The sequence below is a fragment of the Mycobacterium sp. 1423905.2 genome (assembly GCF_001673155.1).
Classification (GTDB): Bacteria; Actinomycetota; Actinomycetes; order Mycobacteriales; family Mycobacteriaceae; genus Mycobacterium.
In genome coordinates this window covers 1-17,676 of sequence record NZ_LZLE01000289.1, presented here as the reverse complement: position 1 = coordinate 17,676, position 17,676 = coordinate 1, and the positions used below count along the sequence as shown (strand labels likewise).

General features: G+C 67.1%; 19 protein-coding genes and 2 pseudogenes. 8 read left to right on the top strand and 13 right to left on the bottom strand.

Annotation, left to right across the window (positions count from 1 at the left end; genetic code table 11):
- A pseudogene (locus A9W95_RS26960) lies at positions 1 to 155 on the top strand (DUF349 domain-containing protein); the annotation flags it as partial.
- Here A9W95_RS26960 and A9W95_RS19025 read toward each other — a convergent pair.
- The 4 genes from A9W95_RS19025 to recA are packed head-to-tail and all read right to left on the bottom strand — an operon-like array spanning position 152 to position 3,822.
- Positions 152 to 748, bottom strand: coding sequence for a hypothetical protein (locus tag A9W95_RS19025; RefSeq protein WP_067416204.1), 597 nt, complete (start codon positions 746 to 748; stop codon positions 152 to 154). The pseudogene A9W95_RS26960 and the gene A9W95_RS19025 overlap by 4 nt on opposite strands.
- Positions 745 to 2,268, bottom strand: coding sequence for a tRNA (N6-isopentenyl adenosine(37)-C2)-methylthiotransferase MiaB (gene miaB / locus A9W95_RS19020; RefSeq protein ID WP_067416201.1), 1,524 nt, complete (start codon positions 2,266 to 2,268; stop codon positions 745 to 747). The genes A9W95_RS19025 and miaB overlap by 4 nt, the downstream gene beginning before the upstream one ends.
- 26 nt (positions 2,269 to 2,294) lie before the next feature.
- Positions 2,295 to 2,816, bottom strand: coding sequence for a recombination regulator RecX (gene recX / locus A9W95_RS19015; protein ID WP_067416198.1), 522 nt, complete (start codon positions 2,814 to 2,816; stop codon positions 2,295 to 2,297).
- A complete protein-coding gene (recA, locus tag A9W95_RS19010) occupies positions 2,782 to 3,822 on the bottom strand; it encodes a recombinase RecA (RefSeq protein WP_067416195.1) in 1,041 nt (346 codons plus the stop codon). Before recA ends, recX begins: the two co-directional genes overlap by 35 nt.
- Positions 3,823 to 3,992: 170 nt before the next feature.
- On the opposite strand from recA, the gene A9W95_RS19005 reads away from it, so the two are divergent.
- Positions 3,993 to 4,637, top strand: a complete 645-nt coding sequence (locus A9W95_RS19005) for a (2Fe-2S)-binding protein (protein WP_067416193.1) — start codon at positions 3,993 to 3,995, stop codon at positions 4,635 to 4,637.
- Between the two features lie 223 nt (positions 4,638 to 4,860).
- Here A9W95_RS19005 and A9W95_RS19000 read toward each other — a convergent pair whose 3' ends face one another.
- Together A9W95_RS19000 and A9W95_RS18995 are read right to left on the bottom strand one after the other, a co-directional pair.
- Positions 4,861 to 5,067 (bottom strand): DUF3046 domain-containing protein, encoded by a 207-nt coding sequence (locus A9W95_RS19000; RefSeq protein ID WP_172826656.1) that lies wholly within the window; start codon positions 5,065 to 5,067, stop codon positions 4,861 to 4,863.
- A gap of 10 nt (positions 5,068 to 5,077) precedes the next feature.
- Positions 5,078 to 6,244 (bottom strand): glycosyltransferase, encoded by a 1,167-nt coding sequence (locus A9W95_RS18995; protein ID WP_067416188.1) that lies wholly within the window; start codon positions 6,242 to 6,244, stop codon positions 5,078 to 5,080.
- A 52-nt stretch (positions 6,245 to 6,296) separates the two neighbouring features.
- Here A9W95_RS18995 and A9W95_RS18990 point away from each other — a divergent pair, with 52 nt between their 5' ends.
- Positions 6,297 to 6,728 (top strand): limonene-1,2-epoxide hydrolase family protein, encoded by a 432-nt coding sequence (locus A9W95_RS18990; RefSeq protein WP_067416185.1) that lies wholly within the window; start codon positions 6,297 to 6,299, stop codon positions 6,726 to 6,728.
- Positions 6,728 to 7,126, top strand: coding sequence for a DUF5313 domain-containing protein (locus tag A9W95_RS18985; RefSeq protein ID WP_067416182.1), 399 nt, complete (start codon positions 6,728 to 6,730; stop codon positions 7,124 to 7,126). The genes A9W95_RS18990 and A9W95_RS18985 overlap by 1 nt, the downstream gene beginning before the upstream one ends.
- Before the next feature lie 7 nt (positions 7,127 to 7,133).
- On the opposite strand, the gene A9W95_RS18980 is transcribed toward A9W95_RS18985, so the two are convergent.
- From A9W95_RS18980 to pgsA, 4 genes are all read right to left on the bottom strand, one after another.
- The gene (locus A9W95_RS18980; protein WP_067416180.1) at positions 7,134 to 7,949 is read right to left on the bottom strand and encodes a hypothetical protein; all 816 of its coding nucleotides are present in this window, start codon (positions 7,947 to 7,949) and stop codon (positions 7,134 to 7,136) included.
- Between the two features lie 15 nt (positions 7,950 to 7,964).
- Entirely contained in the window at positions 7,965 to 8,789 is an 825-nt protein-coding gene (gene pspA, locus A9W95_RS18975; RefSeq protein ID WP_067416177.1) for a phage shock protein PspA, read from the bottom strand.
- Positions 8,790 to 8,944: 155 nt separating this feature from the next.
- Positions 8,945 to 9,277 carry a transcriptional regulator ClgR gene (gene clgR, locus A9W95_RS18970; protein WP_067416174.1) on the bottom strand — a complete coding sequence of 111 codons (333 nt, stop codon included), beginning with the start codon at positions 9,275 to 9,277 and terminating at the stop codon, positions 8,945 to 8,947.
- A 122-nt stretch (positions 9,278 to 9,399) separates the two neighbouring features.
- A complete protein-coding gene (gene pgsA / locus A9W95_RS18965) occupies positions 9,400 to 9,990 on the bottom strand; it encodes a CDP-diacylglycerol--glycerol-3-phosphate 3-phosphatidyltransferase (protein ID WP_067416171.1) in 591 nt (196 codons plus the stop codon).
- 58 nt (positions 9,991 to 10,048) lie between these two features.
- Here pgsA and A9W95_RS18960 point away from each other — a divergent pair, with 58 nt between their 5' ends.
- Positions 10,049 to 10,573 carry an amino-acid N-acetyltransferase gene (locus A9W95_RS18960; RefSeq protein WP_067416168.1) on the top strand — a complete coding sequence of 175 codons (525 nt, stop codon included), beginning with the start codon at positions 10,049 to 10,051 and terminating at the stop codon, positions 10,571 to 10,573.
- Between the two features lie 65 nt (positions 10,574 to 10,638).
- Here A9W95_RS18960 and A9W95_RS18955 read toward each other — a convergent pair.
- Positions 10,639 to 13,307: pseudogene (locus A9W95_RS18955) on the bottom strand (DNA translocase FtsK).
- 44 nt (positions 13,308 to 13,351) lie between these two features.
- Between A9W95_RS18955 and A9W95_RS18950 the strand changes: the two are divergent.
- The 3 genes from A9W95_RS18950 to A9W95_RS18940 are packed head-to-tail and all read left to right on the top strand — an operon-like array spanning position 13,352 to position 15,375.
- Complete coding sequence (locus A9W95_RS18950) at positions 13,352 to 13,666, top strand: putative quinol monooxygenase (RefSeq protein ID WP_067416163.1); 315 nt, start codon at positions 13,352 to 13,354, stop codon at positions 13,664 to 13,666.
- Positions 13,666 to 14,499: a mycofactocin-coupled SDR family oxidoreductase gene (locus tag A9W95_RS18945; RefSeq protein ID WP_067416161.1), complete on the top strand. Its 834-nt coding sequence runs from the start codon at positions 13,666 to 13,668 to the stop codon at positions 14,497 to 14,499. The genes A9W95_RS18950 and A9W95_RS18945 overlap by 1 nt, the downstream gene beginning before the upstream one ends.
- Positions 14,500 to 14,502: 3 nt before the next feature.
- Positions 14,503 to 15,375 (top strand): SAM-dependent methyltransferase, encoded by an 873-nt coding sequence (locus tag A9W95_RS18940; RefSeq protein WP_067416159.1) that lies wholly within the window; start codon positions 14,503 to 14,505, stop codon positions 15,373 to 15,375.
- On the opposite strand, the gene A9W95_RS18935 is transcribed toward A9W95_RS18940, so the two are convergent.
- Complete coding sequence (locus tag A9W95_RS18935) at positions 15,372 to 17,048, bottom strand: ribonuclease J (RefSeq protein WP_067416156.1); 1,677 nt, start codon at positions 17,046 to 17,048, stop codon at positions 15,372 to 15,374. The two genes, A9W95_RS18940 and A9W95_RS18935, sit on opposite strands and share 4 nt — an antisense overlap.
- Positions 17,049 to 17,055: 7 nt before the next feature.
- Positions 17,056 to 17,676: dihydrodipicolinate synthase family protein (locus tag A9W95_RS18930; RefSeq protein WP_067416153.1), on the bottom strand; the 621-nt coding region annotated here is incomplete at its 5' end.

Sequence of the window (17,676 nt, the reverse complement as noted above, 5' to 3'; positions counted from 1 at the left end):
AGCAATTCCGCACCCGCGCCGAGCAATTCGAGCAGCAGGCCGCGAAGGCGGCGGCCGCCGGCCGGACCAAAGAAGCCGAAGAGGCGAAGGCCAACGCCGAGCAGTGGCGGCAATGGGCGCAAGCCGCCGCGCACGCGCTGACGCGCAGGTCTTAGCGGTCTTCGGGCTTCTGGTCGTTTTCGTTGGGCAAGGTGTCCAGCAGTGTCATCGACTGCTGTTGGGCGACCAGCCGGCGACGCTGCTCCTCGGCCGCGAACTGCACGATGGTGCGCTGCCACACCACCCGGGCCCAGTGAAAGGTCAGCGCGATCACGGTCAACCACGCCACGATCAGCCCGATGCCCGGACCGGGATGCCCCACCGCCACGGTCTGGCGTGACCAGACCGCCAACATGCCCGTGACACTGGCCAGCGTCGACCCGGCCAGCGCCACCCAGGCCAGCGCCCAGCGGCGCGTCAGCAACGCCAGCATCGAGAATCCGACCCCGAAGACCAACGCCAACCAGGTGAATACCCGCGACGGCAACGCGACCGCGGCCGCGCCCGCGTGGTGGCTGCCGAACAAGACGTCCCAGCCGCGCACGTCACCGGTGTGCGGCAGGATGAACGACGCGAGCAGGACGAACACCAGGATCGCGACGACTAGGGCTCGCGCGCCGGGTTCGATCTCGCGGGCGACGCGGCGCTCGGCCGCCTCGATCTCGGCCCGTAACGCCTCGATGTTCTGGGTTTCGTGTTCGCTGTTCATGTCCTGCATCCTCCGGCCATGGTGGTGGGTTGCCCTACGCCCGGCAGGCCCAGACCGACGCCGCGTGGCCGCTGCGCGGTGTCGTGTGTGTCACCGGCGCGAGTGCGGCGGTGGGTCAAGATGCCGGCGTCGGCAATGAGGTAGTGCGGGGCGGCGCCGGTGACGGTTGCGGTGACGATGTCACCGGGACGCACCCGGGCCTGCGGACTGGCGGCGAAGTGGACCAGCCGGCCGTCGCGGGCCCGCCCGCTCATCCGCGCGGTCAGGTTGTCTTTGCGCCCTTCCCCGGTGGCGACGAGCAGTTCGACGGTTCGCCCGATCTGGGCGCGGTTTTCTTCCAGGGAAATCTGCTCCTGCAGCTCGATGAGCCGGTCGTAGCGTTCCTGCACGACGGCTTTGGGTAGCTGCTCGGGGAAGTCGGCGGCCGGTGTTCCCGGCCGCTTGGAGTACTGGAAGGTGAAGGCCGCCGCGAATCGTGCCTGGCGAACCACCTCCAGGGTGGCCGCGAAGTCGTCTTCCGTTTCACCGGGGAACCCGACGATCAGGTCGGTGGTGATGGCCGCGTGCGGCATAGCGGCGCGGACCCGGTCGATGATGCCGAGGTAGCGTTCGGCGCGATATGAGCGACGCATCGCGCGCAGCACCCGATCGGAGCCGGACTGCAGCGGCATGTGCAGCGCGGGACAGACGTTCGGGGTTTGCGCCATCGCCTCGATGACGTCGTCGGTGAATTCGGCGGGGTGCGGCGAGGTGAACCGGACCCGTTCCAGCCCGTCGATGCGTCCGCAGGCGCGCAACAGCTCGGCGAAGGCGCCGCGGTTGCGGGCCAGGCTGGGGTCGGCGAACGAGACGCCGTAGGCGTTGACGTTTTGGCCGAGCAGGGTCACCTCGAGCACGCCGGCTTGGGCCAGCGTCTGCACCTCGGCCAGGATGTCGTCGGGGCTGCGGTCAACTTCTTTGCCGCGCAGCGACGGAACGATGCAAAAGGTGCAGGTGTTGTTGCAACCAACGGAAATGGAAACCCAAGCGGCGTAAGCGGATTCGCGAGCGCTGGGCAGCGCGGAAGGGAACTGCTGCAGCGCCTCGGCGATCTCGATCTGCGCGGAGTTGTTGTGCCGGGCCCTCTCGAGCAGGGTGGGCAGCGACCCGATGTTGTGGGTGCCGAAGACGACGTCGACCCACGGCGCCTTGCGCAGGATGGCGTCACGGTCTTTCTGCGCCAGGCAACCGCCGACCGCGATCTGCATGTCGGGGTTGCCACGCTTGCGGGGGGCGAGGTGGCTGAGGTTGCCGTACAGCTTGTTGTCGGCGTTCTCGCGGACCGCGCAGGTGTTGAACACCACTACGTCGGCGTGGGCATCGTCGTCGGCGCGCCGGTAACCGGCCGCTTCGAGCAGACCCGCCAGCCGTTCGGAGTCGTGGACGTTCATCTGGCAGCCGTAGGTGCGGACCTGGTAGGTGCGCGCAGCCGTCGGCGCGGCATGGTCGGCCACGCCCGCTGGAGCCACCGTCGAAGTCACCCGGCCATGGTACGGCGACCGGCCGACTAGACGCGCCGCCGCTCTCGCTCCGCGGCCAGCTCGGCGAACACCACCTCGCACGCGACCGTTTGGCTGTAGCCGCGCCGGGCCAACATCGCCACCAGCCGGCGGGTCACCCGTGTGTCGTCCTCGCCCAGGGTCTCTCGGCGCAACTTGGTCCGGATCAACTCCTCGGCGCGCTCCCGTTCGGTGCCGGCGTCGATCCCGGCCAACACCGCGGTGATCACGTCGTTGTCGACGCCCTTGGTGTGCAGCTCGGCGGCCAACGCGCGCTTGCTCTTGCCGGCTTTGGCCCGCCGCGACGACACCCACTGCTGGGCGAAATCGACGTCGTCGACCAGGCCGACCGCGGCCAGCCGATCCAACACCCGGTTGCTCACGTCATCGGGATAGCCCCGTTTGGCCAACTGACCGGACAACTCGGCACGGGTTCGAGATCTCGCGGTGAGCAGGCGCAGACACAGCGCCCGCGCCTGCTCTTCGCGGGATGGCTCAGAAGTCGACGGGGGCGGGCAAGACACCGTCATCGGTCACCACTGCGCCAATGCCAAGCTTTTCCTTGATCTTCTTCTCGATCTCGTTGGCCACGTCGCCGTTTTCCAGCAGGAAGTTGCGGGCGTTCTCCTTGCCTTGGCCCAGCTGCTCACCCTCGTAGGTGAACCAGGCGCCGGACTTGCGGATAAAGCCCTGATCCACACCCATATCGATCAGCGAGCCTTCTCGGCTGATGCCGCGGCCGTAGAGGATGTCGAACTCGGCCTGCTTGAACGGCGGCGACACCTTGTTCTTGACGATCTTGACCCGGGTGCGGTTCCCGACCGCGTTGGTGCCGTCTTTGAGCGTCTCGATCCGCCGCACGTCCATGCGCACCGACGCGTAGAACTTCAGCGCCTTGCCGCCGGTCGTCGTTTCCGGCGAGCCGAACATGACGCCGATCTTGTCGCGGAGCTGGTTGATGAAGATCGCCGTGGTGCCCGAATTGTTCAGTGCGCCGGTCATTTTCCGCAGCGCCTGGCTCATCAACCGGGCCTGCAGACCGACATGACTGTCGCCCATCTCGCCTTCGAGTTCGGCGCGCGGTACCAGCGCCGCCACCGAGTCGATGACCAGGATGTCCAGCGCGCCGGAGCGGATCAGCATGTCGGCGATCTCGAGCGCTTGTTCACCGGTGTCCGGCTGGCTGACCAGCAGGGAGTCGGTGTCGACGCCCAGCTTCTTGGCGTATTCCGGGTCCAGCGCGTGCTCGGCGTCGATGAAGGCCGCGACGCCTCCGGCGGCTTGGGCGTTGGCCACCGCGTGCAGCGCCACGGTGGTCTTACCCGAGGACTCCGGGCCGTAGATCTCCACCACTCGTCCACGCGGCAGGCCGCCGATGCCCAAGGCGACGTCCAGTGCGATGGACCCGGTCGGAATGACCGAGATCGGCTGACGCACTTCGTCGCCGAGGCGCATCACCGAACCTTTGCCGTAACTCTTCTCGATCTGGGCCATCGCCAGTTCGAGAGCCTTCTCGCGGTCGGGGGCTTGCGCCATGATGCTTCTCCTGTGATCGGTGTTCGTGACCGGTTTCGGTCGGTTGGCCGTGACACTAGGCGTGGGGTCCGACAAGTCGGTTCCTCCGAACGCTCACCACAGTAGCCGAACAAGTGTTCGACGCCGTTCGGACACGCCGGGGTGTGGCAATATCGCCTACCGACAAGCACATGGACATCTCCGCGCAGCTGGCTGACGTTTCCTCCTACGGCGGTTTTTTCGCCGTATCCGTGGCAGGGCCCACGGCCGGGTGGCACCCGGTCACGCAGTCCTACGCCGACGGCTTCGCCGATCTGATCGACGCCACCATCCGGCGTTACCGCACCACCGAGGTGCGCGTCGGCGCCTCCCTGGTTCACCTCGGCCACGCCGCGCGGCTGTGGTCACCGGTCCTGGCGTGCGTCGTCGCTCACGGCGTTCTGCCCGACCTCAGTGCCCTGCAGCGCGCCGACGCCGGGACGCAGCTACGGCTGCCCGAGCCGGTCGGCCAGCCCGTCGCGGTCTCCCCCGAAGTGCTGTACCGCGCGGTCGTGCGCGACCACCTGGAACCGTTCGCCGCGGGCCTGCCCGTCAAGGTGGCGCCAGCGCTGCTGTCCGGCAACATCGCCTCGGCGCTGGTCGGGGCGGCGCAGGCATTGGTGCGGGCGCGACCGGACCTGCGCGAGGCGGTCGTCGAGATCACTCACAACCTGTTGACCTTCGGGTGCCTGGCCGGTGCTGGCGTCATCGGGCCGGACTTGGCGTTCCGGCGGCGTAGCTGTTGTCTCTTCTATCGCGTTCCAGGCGGCGGCACGTGCGGGGACTGCCCGCTGTAGCGCCAGTGTGCGGCTAGGGCGGCGGCACGGGCGGGCCGACTTCCCGCCGTTGGCCGAGTGTGCGGCTAGGGCGTCGAGTGTGTTGCTAGGGCGGCGACACGCCGAGCCGACCGCCGCAGGCTCACAGTCGACACCGCACACGCACAGTCGACGCCGCACACCCACACTCGACACCGCACACGCACAGTCGACGCCGCACACCCACACTCGGCGCCAGGCCAACTCACCACTGCTCGCGCGGCACGTCGAAATCGACGCACAGCGCCCGCCACACGTCGCGGGGCTCCACCCCGTCCTCGATCGCCTGCGCCGCGGTGCGGCCACCGAAACCGGACAACACATGGTCGGCCAACACCGACGCGCCATAGGCCGCGCCGAAGCGCAAAGTAACCCGCTCGTGAAACTCAGTCAGCCGCACGCCAGCCAAGATACCCAGCCGGTCAGCCCGTTAACGCAAGCGCTTCGTGGCAGACCTGCACCGGATCGGCGACCGCCGCAACGCTGGCCGCGGCCCGCCGCGCCGCCTCCCGATACCGCGGTGAGGACAACACCTCGCCCACAGCGGTAACCAGCGCCTCGGCGGTCAGCGGCCGGATGAGCCGCCCACTGCCCTGGCGCACCACGCGATTGGCCATCTCCCACTGGTCGCCGCCGCCCGGCACCACCACCAGGGGCACCCCGGCCAGCATCGTCTTGGACACCATGCCGTGCCCTCCCCCGCAGATCGCCACATCGGTGTGGGTCAACACCTCCGACTGTCGACCCAGTCCGACCACCGCCCACGGCGGCACATCGACGTCCGCTCCACCCAGCCGCGATACCACTAGTCGCGATCCGGCGGGCAAGGTATCCCCCGGCGTCAGGCACTGCAGCGCCAGTTCGGCCAGCCCGGTCGTCCCGCCCACCACGGTGGACGGCGCGACGACCACCACTGGCCCGTTGCCGGGCGGAAGCTCGAACACCCGCTCGGTCGGCTCGAAATGCAACGGGCCGACCACCACGGCTTCGGCCGGCCAATCCGGGCGGGGCACTTCCAGCGCGGGCAGAGTGGCGATCAGCCGCCGCAGCGGCCCGGGATCGCGGGCCGGCAGCCCGATTTCCACCCGCACGGCCGAGCGCTGCCGCAGACCCGCACGCCAGGAGCGCGCCGTGAGGGCGCGCATGACGCGGTCGCGCAGCTTGCCCCGGATGCCGGTGCCCGGCGCGAGACCGCTACCGATCGGCGGCAACCCCCTGGACGGCAGATAGAGCGGATGCGGGTTGAGCTCGATCCACGGGATGCCCAACAGCTCGGCGGCCATGCCGCCCCCGGCGGTGATCACGTCGGACACCACCAGGTCGGGCGCCACGTCGCGCAGCGCCGCGACGTTGAGCACCGCCATCCGCGCGGCGCGCCGGTGGATCCGAGCTCCGGCATCGACATCGGCGTCCTCGGCTACCAGGCCGTCCAACTCCACGGCGTCGATACCCGCCTTGCGGGCGGTATCGGTCCATTCCACACCGGTGAACAGCGTGGGCTCATCACCCGCCGCGGCGAAGCGCTGACACAACGCGATCGCGGGGAACGAATGCCCGGGGTCCGGCCCGGCAACCACCGCGACGCGCACCCGCCTAACCCTGCCACAGCGTTCGACGGCCGTGCTCGCCTACGCTGGGATCATGACCGAGCTGACCGAAACCACCGCAAACAACAGCCGCACGGTCGAGGAGTTCCTCTACGCCTTGCAGGACCAGGATTTCGAGGCCGTCGCCGCGGCGCTGGACGACGACGTCGTCTACGAGAACGTCGGATTGTCCCGAATCCGCGGCGGCCGCAAAACGGTGAAATTCCTACGCCAAATGGAAGGTCGGATGGGCTTCGAGGTGAAGATTCACCGGGTGGCGGCCGACGGCGCGGCTGTTCTCACCGAACGCACCGACGCGCTGGTTTTCGGGCCGTTGCGGATCCAATTCTGGGTGTGCGGTGTGTTCGAGGTCCACAACGCCCGAATCACCTTGTGGCGTGACTACTTCGACTTCTTCGACATGCTCAAGGCAACGGTGCGGGGCCTGGCCGGAGTGGCGGTGCCGTCACTGCGAGCGACCTTGTAGTGGGCCGGAGCAAGCCGAACACCAAGCCGAACCCCCTGCAGTACATCAGGTACTGCTACGGACACCGACTGCCGGATTCGATGCGCGAGTGGGTGCGCAACGACCTGGCCGGCAAGGGCGCGACGGCGCGGATGATGGCGCGCGTGGCGGTGCCGTGCGTCATCGTGCTGCTGCCGTTCTGGTTCATCCCCACCACGCTCGACGTGCACCTGAGCATGACGCTGCCGATTCTGATTCCGTTCGTGTACTTCTCGCATGCCCTGAACAAGATCTGGCGCCGCCACATGCTGCGCGTGCACGGGCTCAATCCCGACTTGGTCGACGAGCGGGCCCGTCAGCGCGACGCGCACCTGCATCGCGCCTATATCGAGCGCTACGGCCCCCGGTCTCCGGACTGATCGCGGGCTACGCCTTGCGCAGGCCGCCGAGTTCATCGAAGGCCTGCGCCCAGCCGAGCAGGCGGTCGGTGGCGCCCACCAATTCCTCGCGGTAGCGCTGCTGGGACGCCCCGGCGCCCACCCCGTTGCCGTTGGCTGCGGACACCAATTGCGCTGCGGCGGTGACCATTTCGTTGTATTGCCGGACCCCGCCGCCCAACTGCGCGGTGTATGCGTTGATGGTCGGCACCAGATACTGCCGCGACGATTCCGAGTCGTGCGCGGCCCGTTCCATCGACACCACCTCGGCCGCGGTGGCCGCCATCGCCGCCGAGGTGCGCTTGGCCGCGTCGGTCAGGTCGTGGATCTCGTCCGGCGGCAGCATGGCGCCACGTTCGATGACGCCCAACAGGGAGAAAAACCCGCGCTCGGAGGCGCCCAGCGCGTACATCGCGGGTCGGGCCGCCGAACCCGGCGGCGGCAAGCGACGGGTGTTCGACGGGCGCTGCGCCGGCAGCGGCTCGGATTTGAGCCAGTGGTAGCGGAAGAACAACAGCGTCGCCGGAATGACCTCGAGCACCGCAATTGCCCCGGTGATCTGCAGCAGCAGCGCGAACCAGCCCCACGCCGCCAGTACCGCCGTGACCAGAGCCCAGAACGCGACACCAGCGGTGAAGATCCAGGCCCAGCGCAGCGCGCGGCGGCGCCGACGCAGCAGCCGGGCCCGCGGATCGGTGGCGGCGTTGATCTTTTGCGCCGCCAGTTCGGCAAGATCGCCGGCGGTCTCGAACCCGCGCTGCAGCAGCGAACGCCATAGGCCGCGCTGAGTCGATTTCACCGCCACAGGGGATTCGCCGCCTTACTTTCCGAACGGTTTTTCCGGGACCGCGCCACGCTGGCTGTCCGCGGCCGGCGTGCCTGGAATGGCCCCCGGCGTCGCGGTGCCGCCAGCCGGCAGCGCTTCGCCACGCATCGACGCGCGAATCTGCTCGAGCCGGGAATGACCGGCCATCTGAATGCCGGCCTGTTCGACCTCCATCATGCGGCCCTGCACCGAGCTTTGCGCGAGTTCGGCCGAGCCGATCGCGTTGGCGTAGCGGCGTTCGATCTTGTCGCGCACCTCGTCGAGGCTTGGGGTGTTGCCCGGTGCAGCCAGCTCACTCATCGATCGCAGCGACGCGCTGACCTGCTCCTGCATCTTGGCCTGCTCGAGCTGGCTGAGCAGCTTGGTGCGCTCGGCGATCTTCTGCTGCAGCACCATCGCGTTTCGTTCAACGGCCTTCTTGGCCTGCGACGCCGCCTGCAGAGCTTGGTCGTGCAAAGTCTTGAGGTCTTCGACGCTCTGTTCACCGGTGACCAGCTGAGCGGCGAACGCTTCAGCGGCGTTGTTGTACTCGGCCGCCTTCGCCGCGTCCCCGGCGGCGGTGGCCTGGTCGGCGAGCGTCAGCGCTTGGCGCACGTTGACCTGTAGCTTCTCAATGTCGGCGAGCTGGCGGTTGAGCCGCATCTCCAATTGGCGCTGGTTACCGATCACCTGCGCGGCCTGCTGGGTCAGCGCCTGATGGGTGCGTTGCGCTTCCTCGATGGCTTGCTGAATCTGCACCTTGGGGTCGGCATACTCGTCGATCTTGGAGTTGAACAGCGCAGTGAGGTACTTCCACGCCTTGACGAACGGATTGGCCATCAGTTAGCTCCGCCTTCGCTTCTTGTGTGCCGGTTCGGCCCGCGGTGGGCCGCGGATTCACCTAGTGCATACCCTGCCGCTCAATTTATCGGTTCACGGCCGATCGCCCTACCCATGGTGGGCATCTGGTCGACACCAGTTTGCCGCGCAGGCACTCAGGCGACCGCCAGGGATACCTGAGGGATGACGACCTTGGTGCTGACGTCGATGCTGGCGCTGCTGGCCGGCGGCGCCGCGAGCGCGGCGGCGTGCTCTTCCTGTGCCATCCGTTCGCCTGCATGGGTGAGCACCTGGGACAGCGGGACCTGCAATGCGTCACAGATCGCGTTGAGCAACTCGCTGGAGGGTTCCTTGCGGCCGCGCTCGACCTCCGAGAGGTAGCCGAGGCTTACCCGTGCTGAATCGGACACCTCGCGCAACGTCCGGCCCTGCGAAGTCCGGGCTCCGCGCAGTACGTCGCCTATGACCTCGCGCACCAATGACGCCATCGTGCTCTCCTCTGTCAATCGCTTGTCGCCCGTCGCCTGACCGCATCAAGAGCAGTCAAGAAAGCAGTGGTCAATTGGTGAACGCCAGCGACAGGGGTGTTGGTTCCCGCTTCGGGGTCCGATTAACCGGCTGTCTGACGAATTCCCCGGACCGCCGAGGCCACGTAATCGATACCGGTGACGATGGTGAGCACGATCGCCACGCCCATCACCACCACTGCAACGGTGTGCAGCAGACCGGAAAGCGGCAGCACGAACAGCCCTATCGCGACCGCTTGGACGAAGGTTTTCACTTTGCCGCCCCAGCTGGCGGGAATGACGCCGCGACGAATTACGGCCAGCCGCAACACCGTTACGCCGAGCTCGCGGGCCATGATCACTACCGTCACCCACCATGGCAGTTCGCCGAGCATGGACAAGCCGATCAGCGCGGAGCCGATCAGCGTCTTGTCCGCGACCGGGTCGACGAACGCGCCGAATTCGGTAGCCATCCCGTAATTTCGGGCCAGTTGTCCGTCGAACCGATCTGTGATGCACGCCACCGCGAATATCGCCCATGCCACCACTCGGGCCGACGCGTGATGACCGCCGGCATAGAAGAGCGCCAGCAAGAAAATCGGAACCAGCAACAACCGCAACAAAGTCAAGACGTTGGCGAGGTTGGCAATCCGGGCAGGAGTCGGGGTTTGGTTAGTCTCCGGATGGCCCGACACGGCATCAGAATAGCTGCTGACCAGCTCATGCGAATGTCGATGTCGATACTGTGGCGTCGTGACCGAAACTGCTCGGGAATTCCGGCCGTTGGTTCGGCGGGCGCGGACATCGGATGTGCCGGCGATCAAACAACTCGTCGACACCTATGCCGGAAAGATCTTGCTGGAAAAGAATCTTGTGAACCTCTATGAGGCCGTCCAGGAATTCTGGGTGGCCGAACATCCCGAAATCCCAGGCAAAGTGGTCGGCTGCGGAGCGCTGCACGTGTTGTGGGCCGACCTCGGTGAAATCCGCACCGTCGCCGTCGATCCCGCGGTGACTGGCCACGGCATCGGACACGCGATCGTCAACAAGCTGCTCGAAGTGGCCAGAGAACTTGAGTTGCAACGGGTTTTCGTGCTGACGTTCGAGACCGAATTCTTCGGCAGGCACGGGTTTAGGGAGATCGAGGGCACTCCGGTCACCGCCGAGGTGTACGAGGAGATGTGCCGCTCCTACGACATCGGTGTGGCCGAGTTCTTGGACCTCAGCTACGTCAAGCCCAACATTCTGGGCAATTCCCGAATGCTGCTAGTGCTCTAACCCGCGAGCAGACGCAAAATTGCACGAAAAGCGCTTCTTGTGCGAGTTTGCGTCTGCTCGCCGGTTTAGTCCGCGTCGCCATCGGACCCGTCCTCCGCGGCCCCGCCGCGGATCAGCGCCAGGGTGCCCGCCAGCTCGTCGGGCTTGATCAGCACTTCGCGGGCCTTGGATCCCTCGCTGGGCCCGACGATGCCGCGGGTCTCCATCAGGTCCATCAACCGGCCCGCCTTGGCGAAGCCGACCCGCAGCTTGCGTTGCAGCATCGAGGTGGAGCCGAACTGGCTGGACACCACCAACTCCACCGCCTGCAGGAACACGTCCATGTCGTCGCCGATGTCGGGGTCGACGTCGGCGCGCTCGCCGGTGGGTTTGGCGGTGGTCACGCCCTCGGTGTATTCCGGTTCGGCCTGGTTCTTGCAGGCGGCGACGACGGCTTGGATCTCCTCGTCGGTGATGTAGGCACCCTGCAACCGGATCGGTTTGCCCGCTCCCATCGGCAGGAACAGCCCATCCCCCATGCCGATCAGCTTCTCCGCGCCGGCCTGGTCCAAGATGACGCGGCTGTCGGTCAGCGACGACGTCGCGAACGCCAGCCGGGACGGCACGTTGGTTTTGATCAACCCGGTCACGACGTCCACCGACGGGCGCTGAGTGGCCAACACCAGGTGGATGCCGGCGGCGCGGGCCTTCTGGGTGATTCGCACGATGGCGTCCTCGACGTCGCGAGGCGCGGTCATCATCAGGTCGGCCAGCTCGTCGACGATCGCCAGGACATACGGGTAGGGCCGGTACTCGCGCTGGCTGCCGAGCGGCGCCGTGATGGCACCGGAGCGCACCTTGTCGTTGAAGTCGTCGATGTGGCGCACCCGGGAGGCTTGCATGTCCTGGTAGCGCTGCTCCATCTCCTCGACCAGCCAGGCCAGCGCGGCCGCGGCCTTCTTCGGCTGGGTGATGATCGGCGTGATCAGGTGCGGAATGCCTTCATACGGCGTCAGTTCCACCATCTTGGGGTCGATCAGGATCATCCTGACCTCTTCGGGGGTAGCCCGAGTTAGCAGTGACACCAGCATGGAGTTGACGAAGCTGGACTTGCCCGAGCCGGTGGAGCCGGCGACCAGCAGGTGCGGCATCTTGGCCAGGTTGGCCGAGATGAAGTCGCCCTCGATGTCTTTGCCGAGGCCGATGACCAGCGGGTGGTGGTCGCGGCGGGTCGACGGTGCGGTCAGCACGTCGGCTAGTCGAACCATTTCACGGTCGGTGTTGGGAACCTCGATGCCGACGGCGGATTTGCCCGGGATCGGGGCCAGCATGCGAACACTCTCGGTCGCCACCGCGTAGGCGATGTTCTTCTGCAGCGCGGTGATCTTCTCCACCTTGACCCCGGGTCCCAGTTCCACCTCGTAGCGGGTGACGGTCGGCCCGCGGGTGCAGCCAGTGACGGCCGCGTCCACCTTGAACTGGGTGAGCACTTCGCCGATGGCGTTGGCCATGTGCGTGTTGGCCGCGCTGCGCTTCTTGGGCGGGTCCCCGGCCACCAGCAGATCCAGCGACGGCAGCGTGTACGGGCCTTCGATCACGCGGTCCAGCGGTTCGGTGTCCCGCTTCTTCGATCGCCGGCGCGAAACCACGGGTTCTGGGACAGTCGGGGCCTCGTCGCCGATCTCCTCGTCCGGCAGGGCGTTCGCCGAGGGCCAGGCTCGCGGTTGGTCGTCGGGACGCGCCGGCGCCTCGTCGTAGTAGCCGTCGGAGAAGTCCTCGCGCGCCACCTCCACGGTGTCGGCGTCATCCCCCGGGAAATCTTCGTCGTCCTCGTATTCGTCGTCGTATTCGTCGTCGAGGTACGGGCCCTGGAAGAGCCGAGTGCTGAACATGCCGCGCAGGGCGTCGGGGACTTCGCGGATGGTGATTCCGGTCAGCAACAGCATGCCGAACAGGCCGCCGATGAACAGCAGCGGCGCGGCGATCCAGGGCGTCAGCCCGTCGGACAGGGGTCCGCCGATGGCGAACCCGACAAATCCCGCCGCGCGCCGACGCAATTCCGGAGCCTCAGGTGAACCGGCCCACAGGTGCCGCAACCCCAGGATGGCGAGCGCGATCAGGCTGCCGCCCAGAATCAGGCGGGGCCGCGCGTCGGGCGTCGGCTCGGTGCGCATGAGCACCACGGCCACACCGACGGCGACGAGCGGCAGCAAGACGACCGTGGAGCCGATGAACGTCCGCAGCACCACATCGACCCACGCACCCACCGGGCGCGCCGCATCGAACCACGAACTCGCGGCGACGATCACCGCGACGCCCAGCAGGACCAGCGCGATGCCGTCGCGACGGTGTCCCGGCTCGATGTCTCGGGCCCGGCCGATGGACCTGGCCGCACTGCCGGTGCCTTTGGCCGCCATCAACCACGCCGCGCGTAACCCTCGGCCGCAGGCCGACCCGGCCGAGACCAGGACGGACTGATTGCGCCGCCGGGCGGGCCGGGTGACTCGTTTGACGGGCTTACTTGCGCGCTTGCGGGGCGCACGCGTTGGTGTGGCCGCGCGGCCGTTGCGGGCCGTCCCCCGCGAGGTGCTGTTTGACCTGCTCGTTCGGCTTCCGGAGCGGGCGACGGTCTTACTAGCCATACCGTTAGCCTAGTCGCATTAACACCATCTGCACCAACCGCCACACTAGTAACGGTGAACTCTCGTTCTGATGACGCTTTGGTGTGAGTAGGGTGACACCGGTGACGAAATATGCCACGTCACACCGCCCACCCCAGCGGATTTCCAGGAGGCCCAGATGCCCGTCGTCGTCGTTGCCACGCTGACCGTCAAACCAGAATCGGTCGACACCGTGCGCGACATTTTGACCACCGCGGTGCAAGAGGTACACGGTGAGCCCGGTTGCCAGCTGTACTCGTTGCACCAAAGCGGTGAGACCTTCGTATTCGTCGAGCAGTGGGCCGACGCCGAGGCGCTCACGACGCACAGCACCGCGCCGGCGGTGACCAAGATGTTCACCGCGGCCGGCGAGCACCTGGCGGGGGCGCCCGACATCAAGATGTTGCAGCCGGTCCCGGCCGGCGACACCGACAAGGGACAGCTTCGCCCCTGATGGCACGGCCGGCAGACGGCCCGCTGCGAGGCCGGGTCGCGTTGATCACCGGGGCCGCACGCGGCCAGGGCCGGGCGCACGCGGTCCGGTTGGCGGCCGACGGCGCCGACATCATCGCGATAGACCTGTGCGAACAGATCGCCAGCGTGCCGTACCCACTGGCTAGCAGCGAGGATCTGGCGGCCACGGTCAAGCTCGTCGAAGACACCGGCGCTCGCATTGTGGCGCGCCAGGGCGACGTCCGCGATGCCGCGTCGTTGTCGACGGCGCTGCAGGCGGGGCTCGACGAGTTCGGCCGACTCGACATCGTGGTGGCCAACGCCGGAATCGCGCCCATGGCCGCGGGCCCAGACGGTTGGCGCGACGTCATCGACGTCAACCTCACCGGTGTGCACAACACGGTGGAAGTCGCGATACCCACCATGATCGAGCAGGGCACCGGCGGGTCGATCGTGCTGATCAGTTCGGCCGCGGGCTTGGCCGGCATCGGCAGCGCCGACGCCGGCTCCATCGGCTACACCGCAGCCAAGCACGGACTGGTGGGATTAATGCGCGTATACGCCAATCATCTTGCGCGTCATAGCATTCGGGTCAACTCGGTGCACCCCTCCGGCGTGGATACGCCGATGATCAACAACGAATACACCCGGCAGTGGCTGGCCGACCTGGTAGCCCAGTCCGGTACGCCGCCAGACATGGGCAATGCCATGCCGGTACAGGTCATGCAGCCTGAGGACATCGCCAACGCAGTAGCGTGGCTGGCCTCAGATCAGGCCCGCTATATCACCGGTGTCACCTTGCCCGTCGACGCGGGCTTCATAGTGAAGAAGTGACTAATGGCACGAAATGCTGCGGCCCAAACCGCTTTTGGCCCAATGGTGTTGGCGGCCGTCGAACAGAATGAGCCGCCGCAACGCCGGCTGGTGGACGACGACCTGGCCGAGCTGTTCTTGCCGGCCCCGCTGCGGTGGCTCGTCGCCGCGACGCGTCCGGCGCTCACCCGCCGGCTGTTCATCGGCGCGTCGGAGTGGACCGGTCAGGGGCTGTGGGCGAATCTGGCCTGCCGCAAACGATTCATCGGTGACAAATTGGCCGAGGCCATCGGTGACGTCGGCGCGGTCGTCATCCTCGGCGCCGGGTTGGACACCCGACCATATCTACTGACGCGACAAGTCCGGATCCCGGTGTTCGAGGTGGATCTACCGGTCAACATCGCCCGCAAAGCCAAGACGGTGCGACGAGTGCTGGGCGGACCACCGCTGTCGGTTCGGTTGGTGGCGTTGGACTTCGAGCGTGACGACCTGCTCACCGCGCTGGCCGAACACGGGTACCTGCCCGACTACCGGGTCTTCTTCATCTGTGAGGGCGTGACGCAGTATCTGACCGAGCGCGCCGTGCGGCGCACGTTGGAGGGTCTGCGCCCCGCCGCGCCGGGCAGTGGCATGGTGTTCACCTACGTTCGGCGCGACTTCATTGACGGGTCGAATCGGTACGGCACCCGGACGCTGTACCGCTCAGTGCGGCAGCGGCGACAGTTGTGGCACTTCGGGTTACTGCCTGAAGAGGTGGAGGGATTCATCGGAGAGTACGGGTGGCGGCTGGTGGAGCAGGCCGGACCCGACGAGCTGATGCAGCGCTACGTCGAGCCGACCGGGCGCAAACTCAAGGCTTCGCAGATCGAATGGTCGGCGTACGCGGAGAAGATCTAGACCTCGATGACCGTGGGCACAATCATCGGCTGGCGACGGTAGGTTTCGCCGACCCATTTGCCGACGGTGCGCCGTACGCCCTGAGCGATGCGGATGGGATCGGTGACGTTGGCGGCTACCAACTGTTCCAACTCCGCCTCCACCTTGCGCACGGCCGGCTCCAGCGCCTTGGGGTCTTCGGAGAAGCCACGAGAATGCAAGTGCGGGGCGGTGATCGGCCGCCCGGTGCCGCGCTTGACCACCACGGTGATGGCGACGAACCCCGAGGCCAAGATGAGCCGTTCACCCAGCGTGATGTCACCCACGTCGCCGGTGATCAGACCGTCGACGAACATCTTGCCCACCGGCACCGCGCCGGCGATCGTCGCCTTGCCGGCGACCATGTCGACGCTGACGCCGTTCTCCGCCAACAGGATTGACTCGGCCGGCACACCGGTGCTGGCGGCCAGCTTCGCGTTGGCCCGCAGCATGCGCCAGGTTCCGTGCACCGGCATGACCTGCCGCGGCCGCACACCGTTGTACAGGAACAGCAATTCACCGGCGTAGGCGTGGCCCGAAACGTGAACCCGCGCCTGAGCATTGGTGACGACGCGCGCTCCGATCTTGGCCAGCGAGTCGATGACACCGAAGACCGCTTCCTCGTTGCCCGGAATCAGCGACGACGACAACACGATTAGGTCACCGGAGGTCAGCGTGATGCTGCGGTGCTCGCCGCGCGACATGCGCGACAGCGCCGACATCGGCTCCCCCTGAGTGCCAGTGGTGATCAACACGACTCGCTCGGGCGGCATCATCTCGGCGGCGGCGATGTCGATGACGTCGGAGTCGGCCACTCGCAGGAAACCCAGTTCGCGGGCTATGCCCATGTTGCGCACCATCGAGCGCCCGACGAACGACACTCGCCGGCCCAGCGCCACTGCCGCGTCGATGATCTGCTGCACCCGGTCGACGTTCGAGGCGAAGCACGCCACGATGACCCGCCCGTCGGCGCCGCGGATCAAGCGGTGCAGCGTCGGGCCGACCTCGCTCTCCGACGGCCCTACACCGGGTACTTCGGAGTTGGTCGAGTCACACAAAAACAGGTCGACGCCGGCGTCGCCGAGTCGCGACATGCCGGGCAGGTCGGTGGGCCGCCCGTCCAGCGGCAGCTGGTCCAACTTGATGTCACCGGTGTGCAGAACGGTGCCCGCCCCGGTGTGCACGGCGATAGCGAGCGCATCCGGGATGGAGTGGTTGACGGCGAAGTACTGGCATTCAAAGACGCCGTGTGTGCTGCGCTGCCCCGCGGCCACCTCAACGAATACCGGCTTGATGCGGTGTTCGCGGCACTTGGCGGCCACCAGCGCCAGCGTGAACTTGGAGCCGACGACCGGGATGTCCGGGCGCAGCCGCAGCAGGAATGGGATGGCGCCGATATGGTCCTCGTGCGCGTGGGTGAGCACCAGCGCCTCGATGTCGTCGAGCCGGTCTTCGATATGGCGCAGGTCCGGCAGGATCAGGTCGACGGCGGGCTCGTCGTGGGTGGGGAACATCACCCCGCAATCGATGATGAGCAGCCGGCCAAGGTGTTCGAAAACGGTCATGTTGCGGCCGATTTCGCTGATGCCGCCCAGCGCGGTGACCCGCAACCCACCCGGGGCCAACGGACCCGGGGGGGCGAGTTCTTCGTTCACGATCGGCTCACCGAAGCACCGACGCCGCGCGCATGTCGTCGGCCAGCGCCTCGATCTGCTGCGGTGTTGCGGGCACCTGCGGCAGCCGGGGGTCACCGACGTCGATGCCCTGCAGCCGTAGACCCGCCTTGGACAAGGTCACTCCACCGAGGCGGCTCATCGCGTTGCACAGCGGTGCGAGCGCAACGTTGATCTTGCGGGCGGTGGGCACGTCACCGGAGTTGAAGGCGGACAACAGTTCCTGAAGCTGACTTGCCGCCAGGTGGGAGATCACGCTGATGAATCCGGTGGCACCCATGGCCAGCCAAGGCAGATTGAGCGCGTCGTCACCGGAGTAGTAGGCCAGACCGGTGTCGGCCATGACCTGTCCGGCGCTGTGCAGGTCGGCTTTGGCGTCTTTGACGCCGACGATGTTGGGATGCGCCGCCAGCGCGCGCAGGGTGTCCGGTTCGATCGGAACGACCGAGCGCGGCGGGATGTCGTAGAGGATGACCGGCAGTTCGGTCGCGTCGGCGACGGCGGTGAAGTGCGCCAGCAGCCCACTTTGTGGGGGCCTCGAGTAGTACGGGGTGACCACCAGCAGTCCGTGCGCACCCTCGGCCGCCGAGGCCTTGGCGAGCTTGATGCT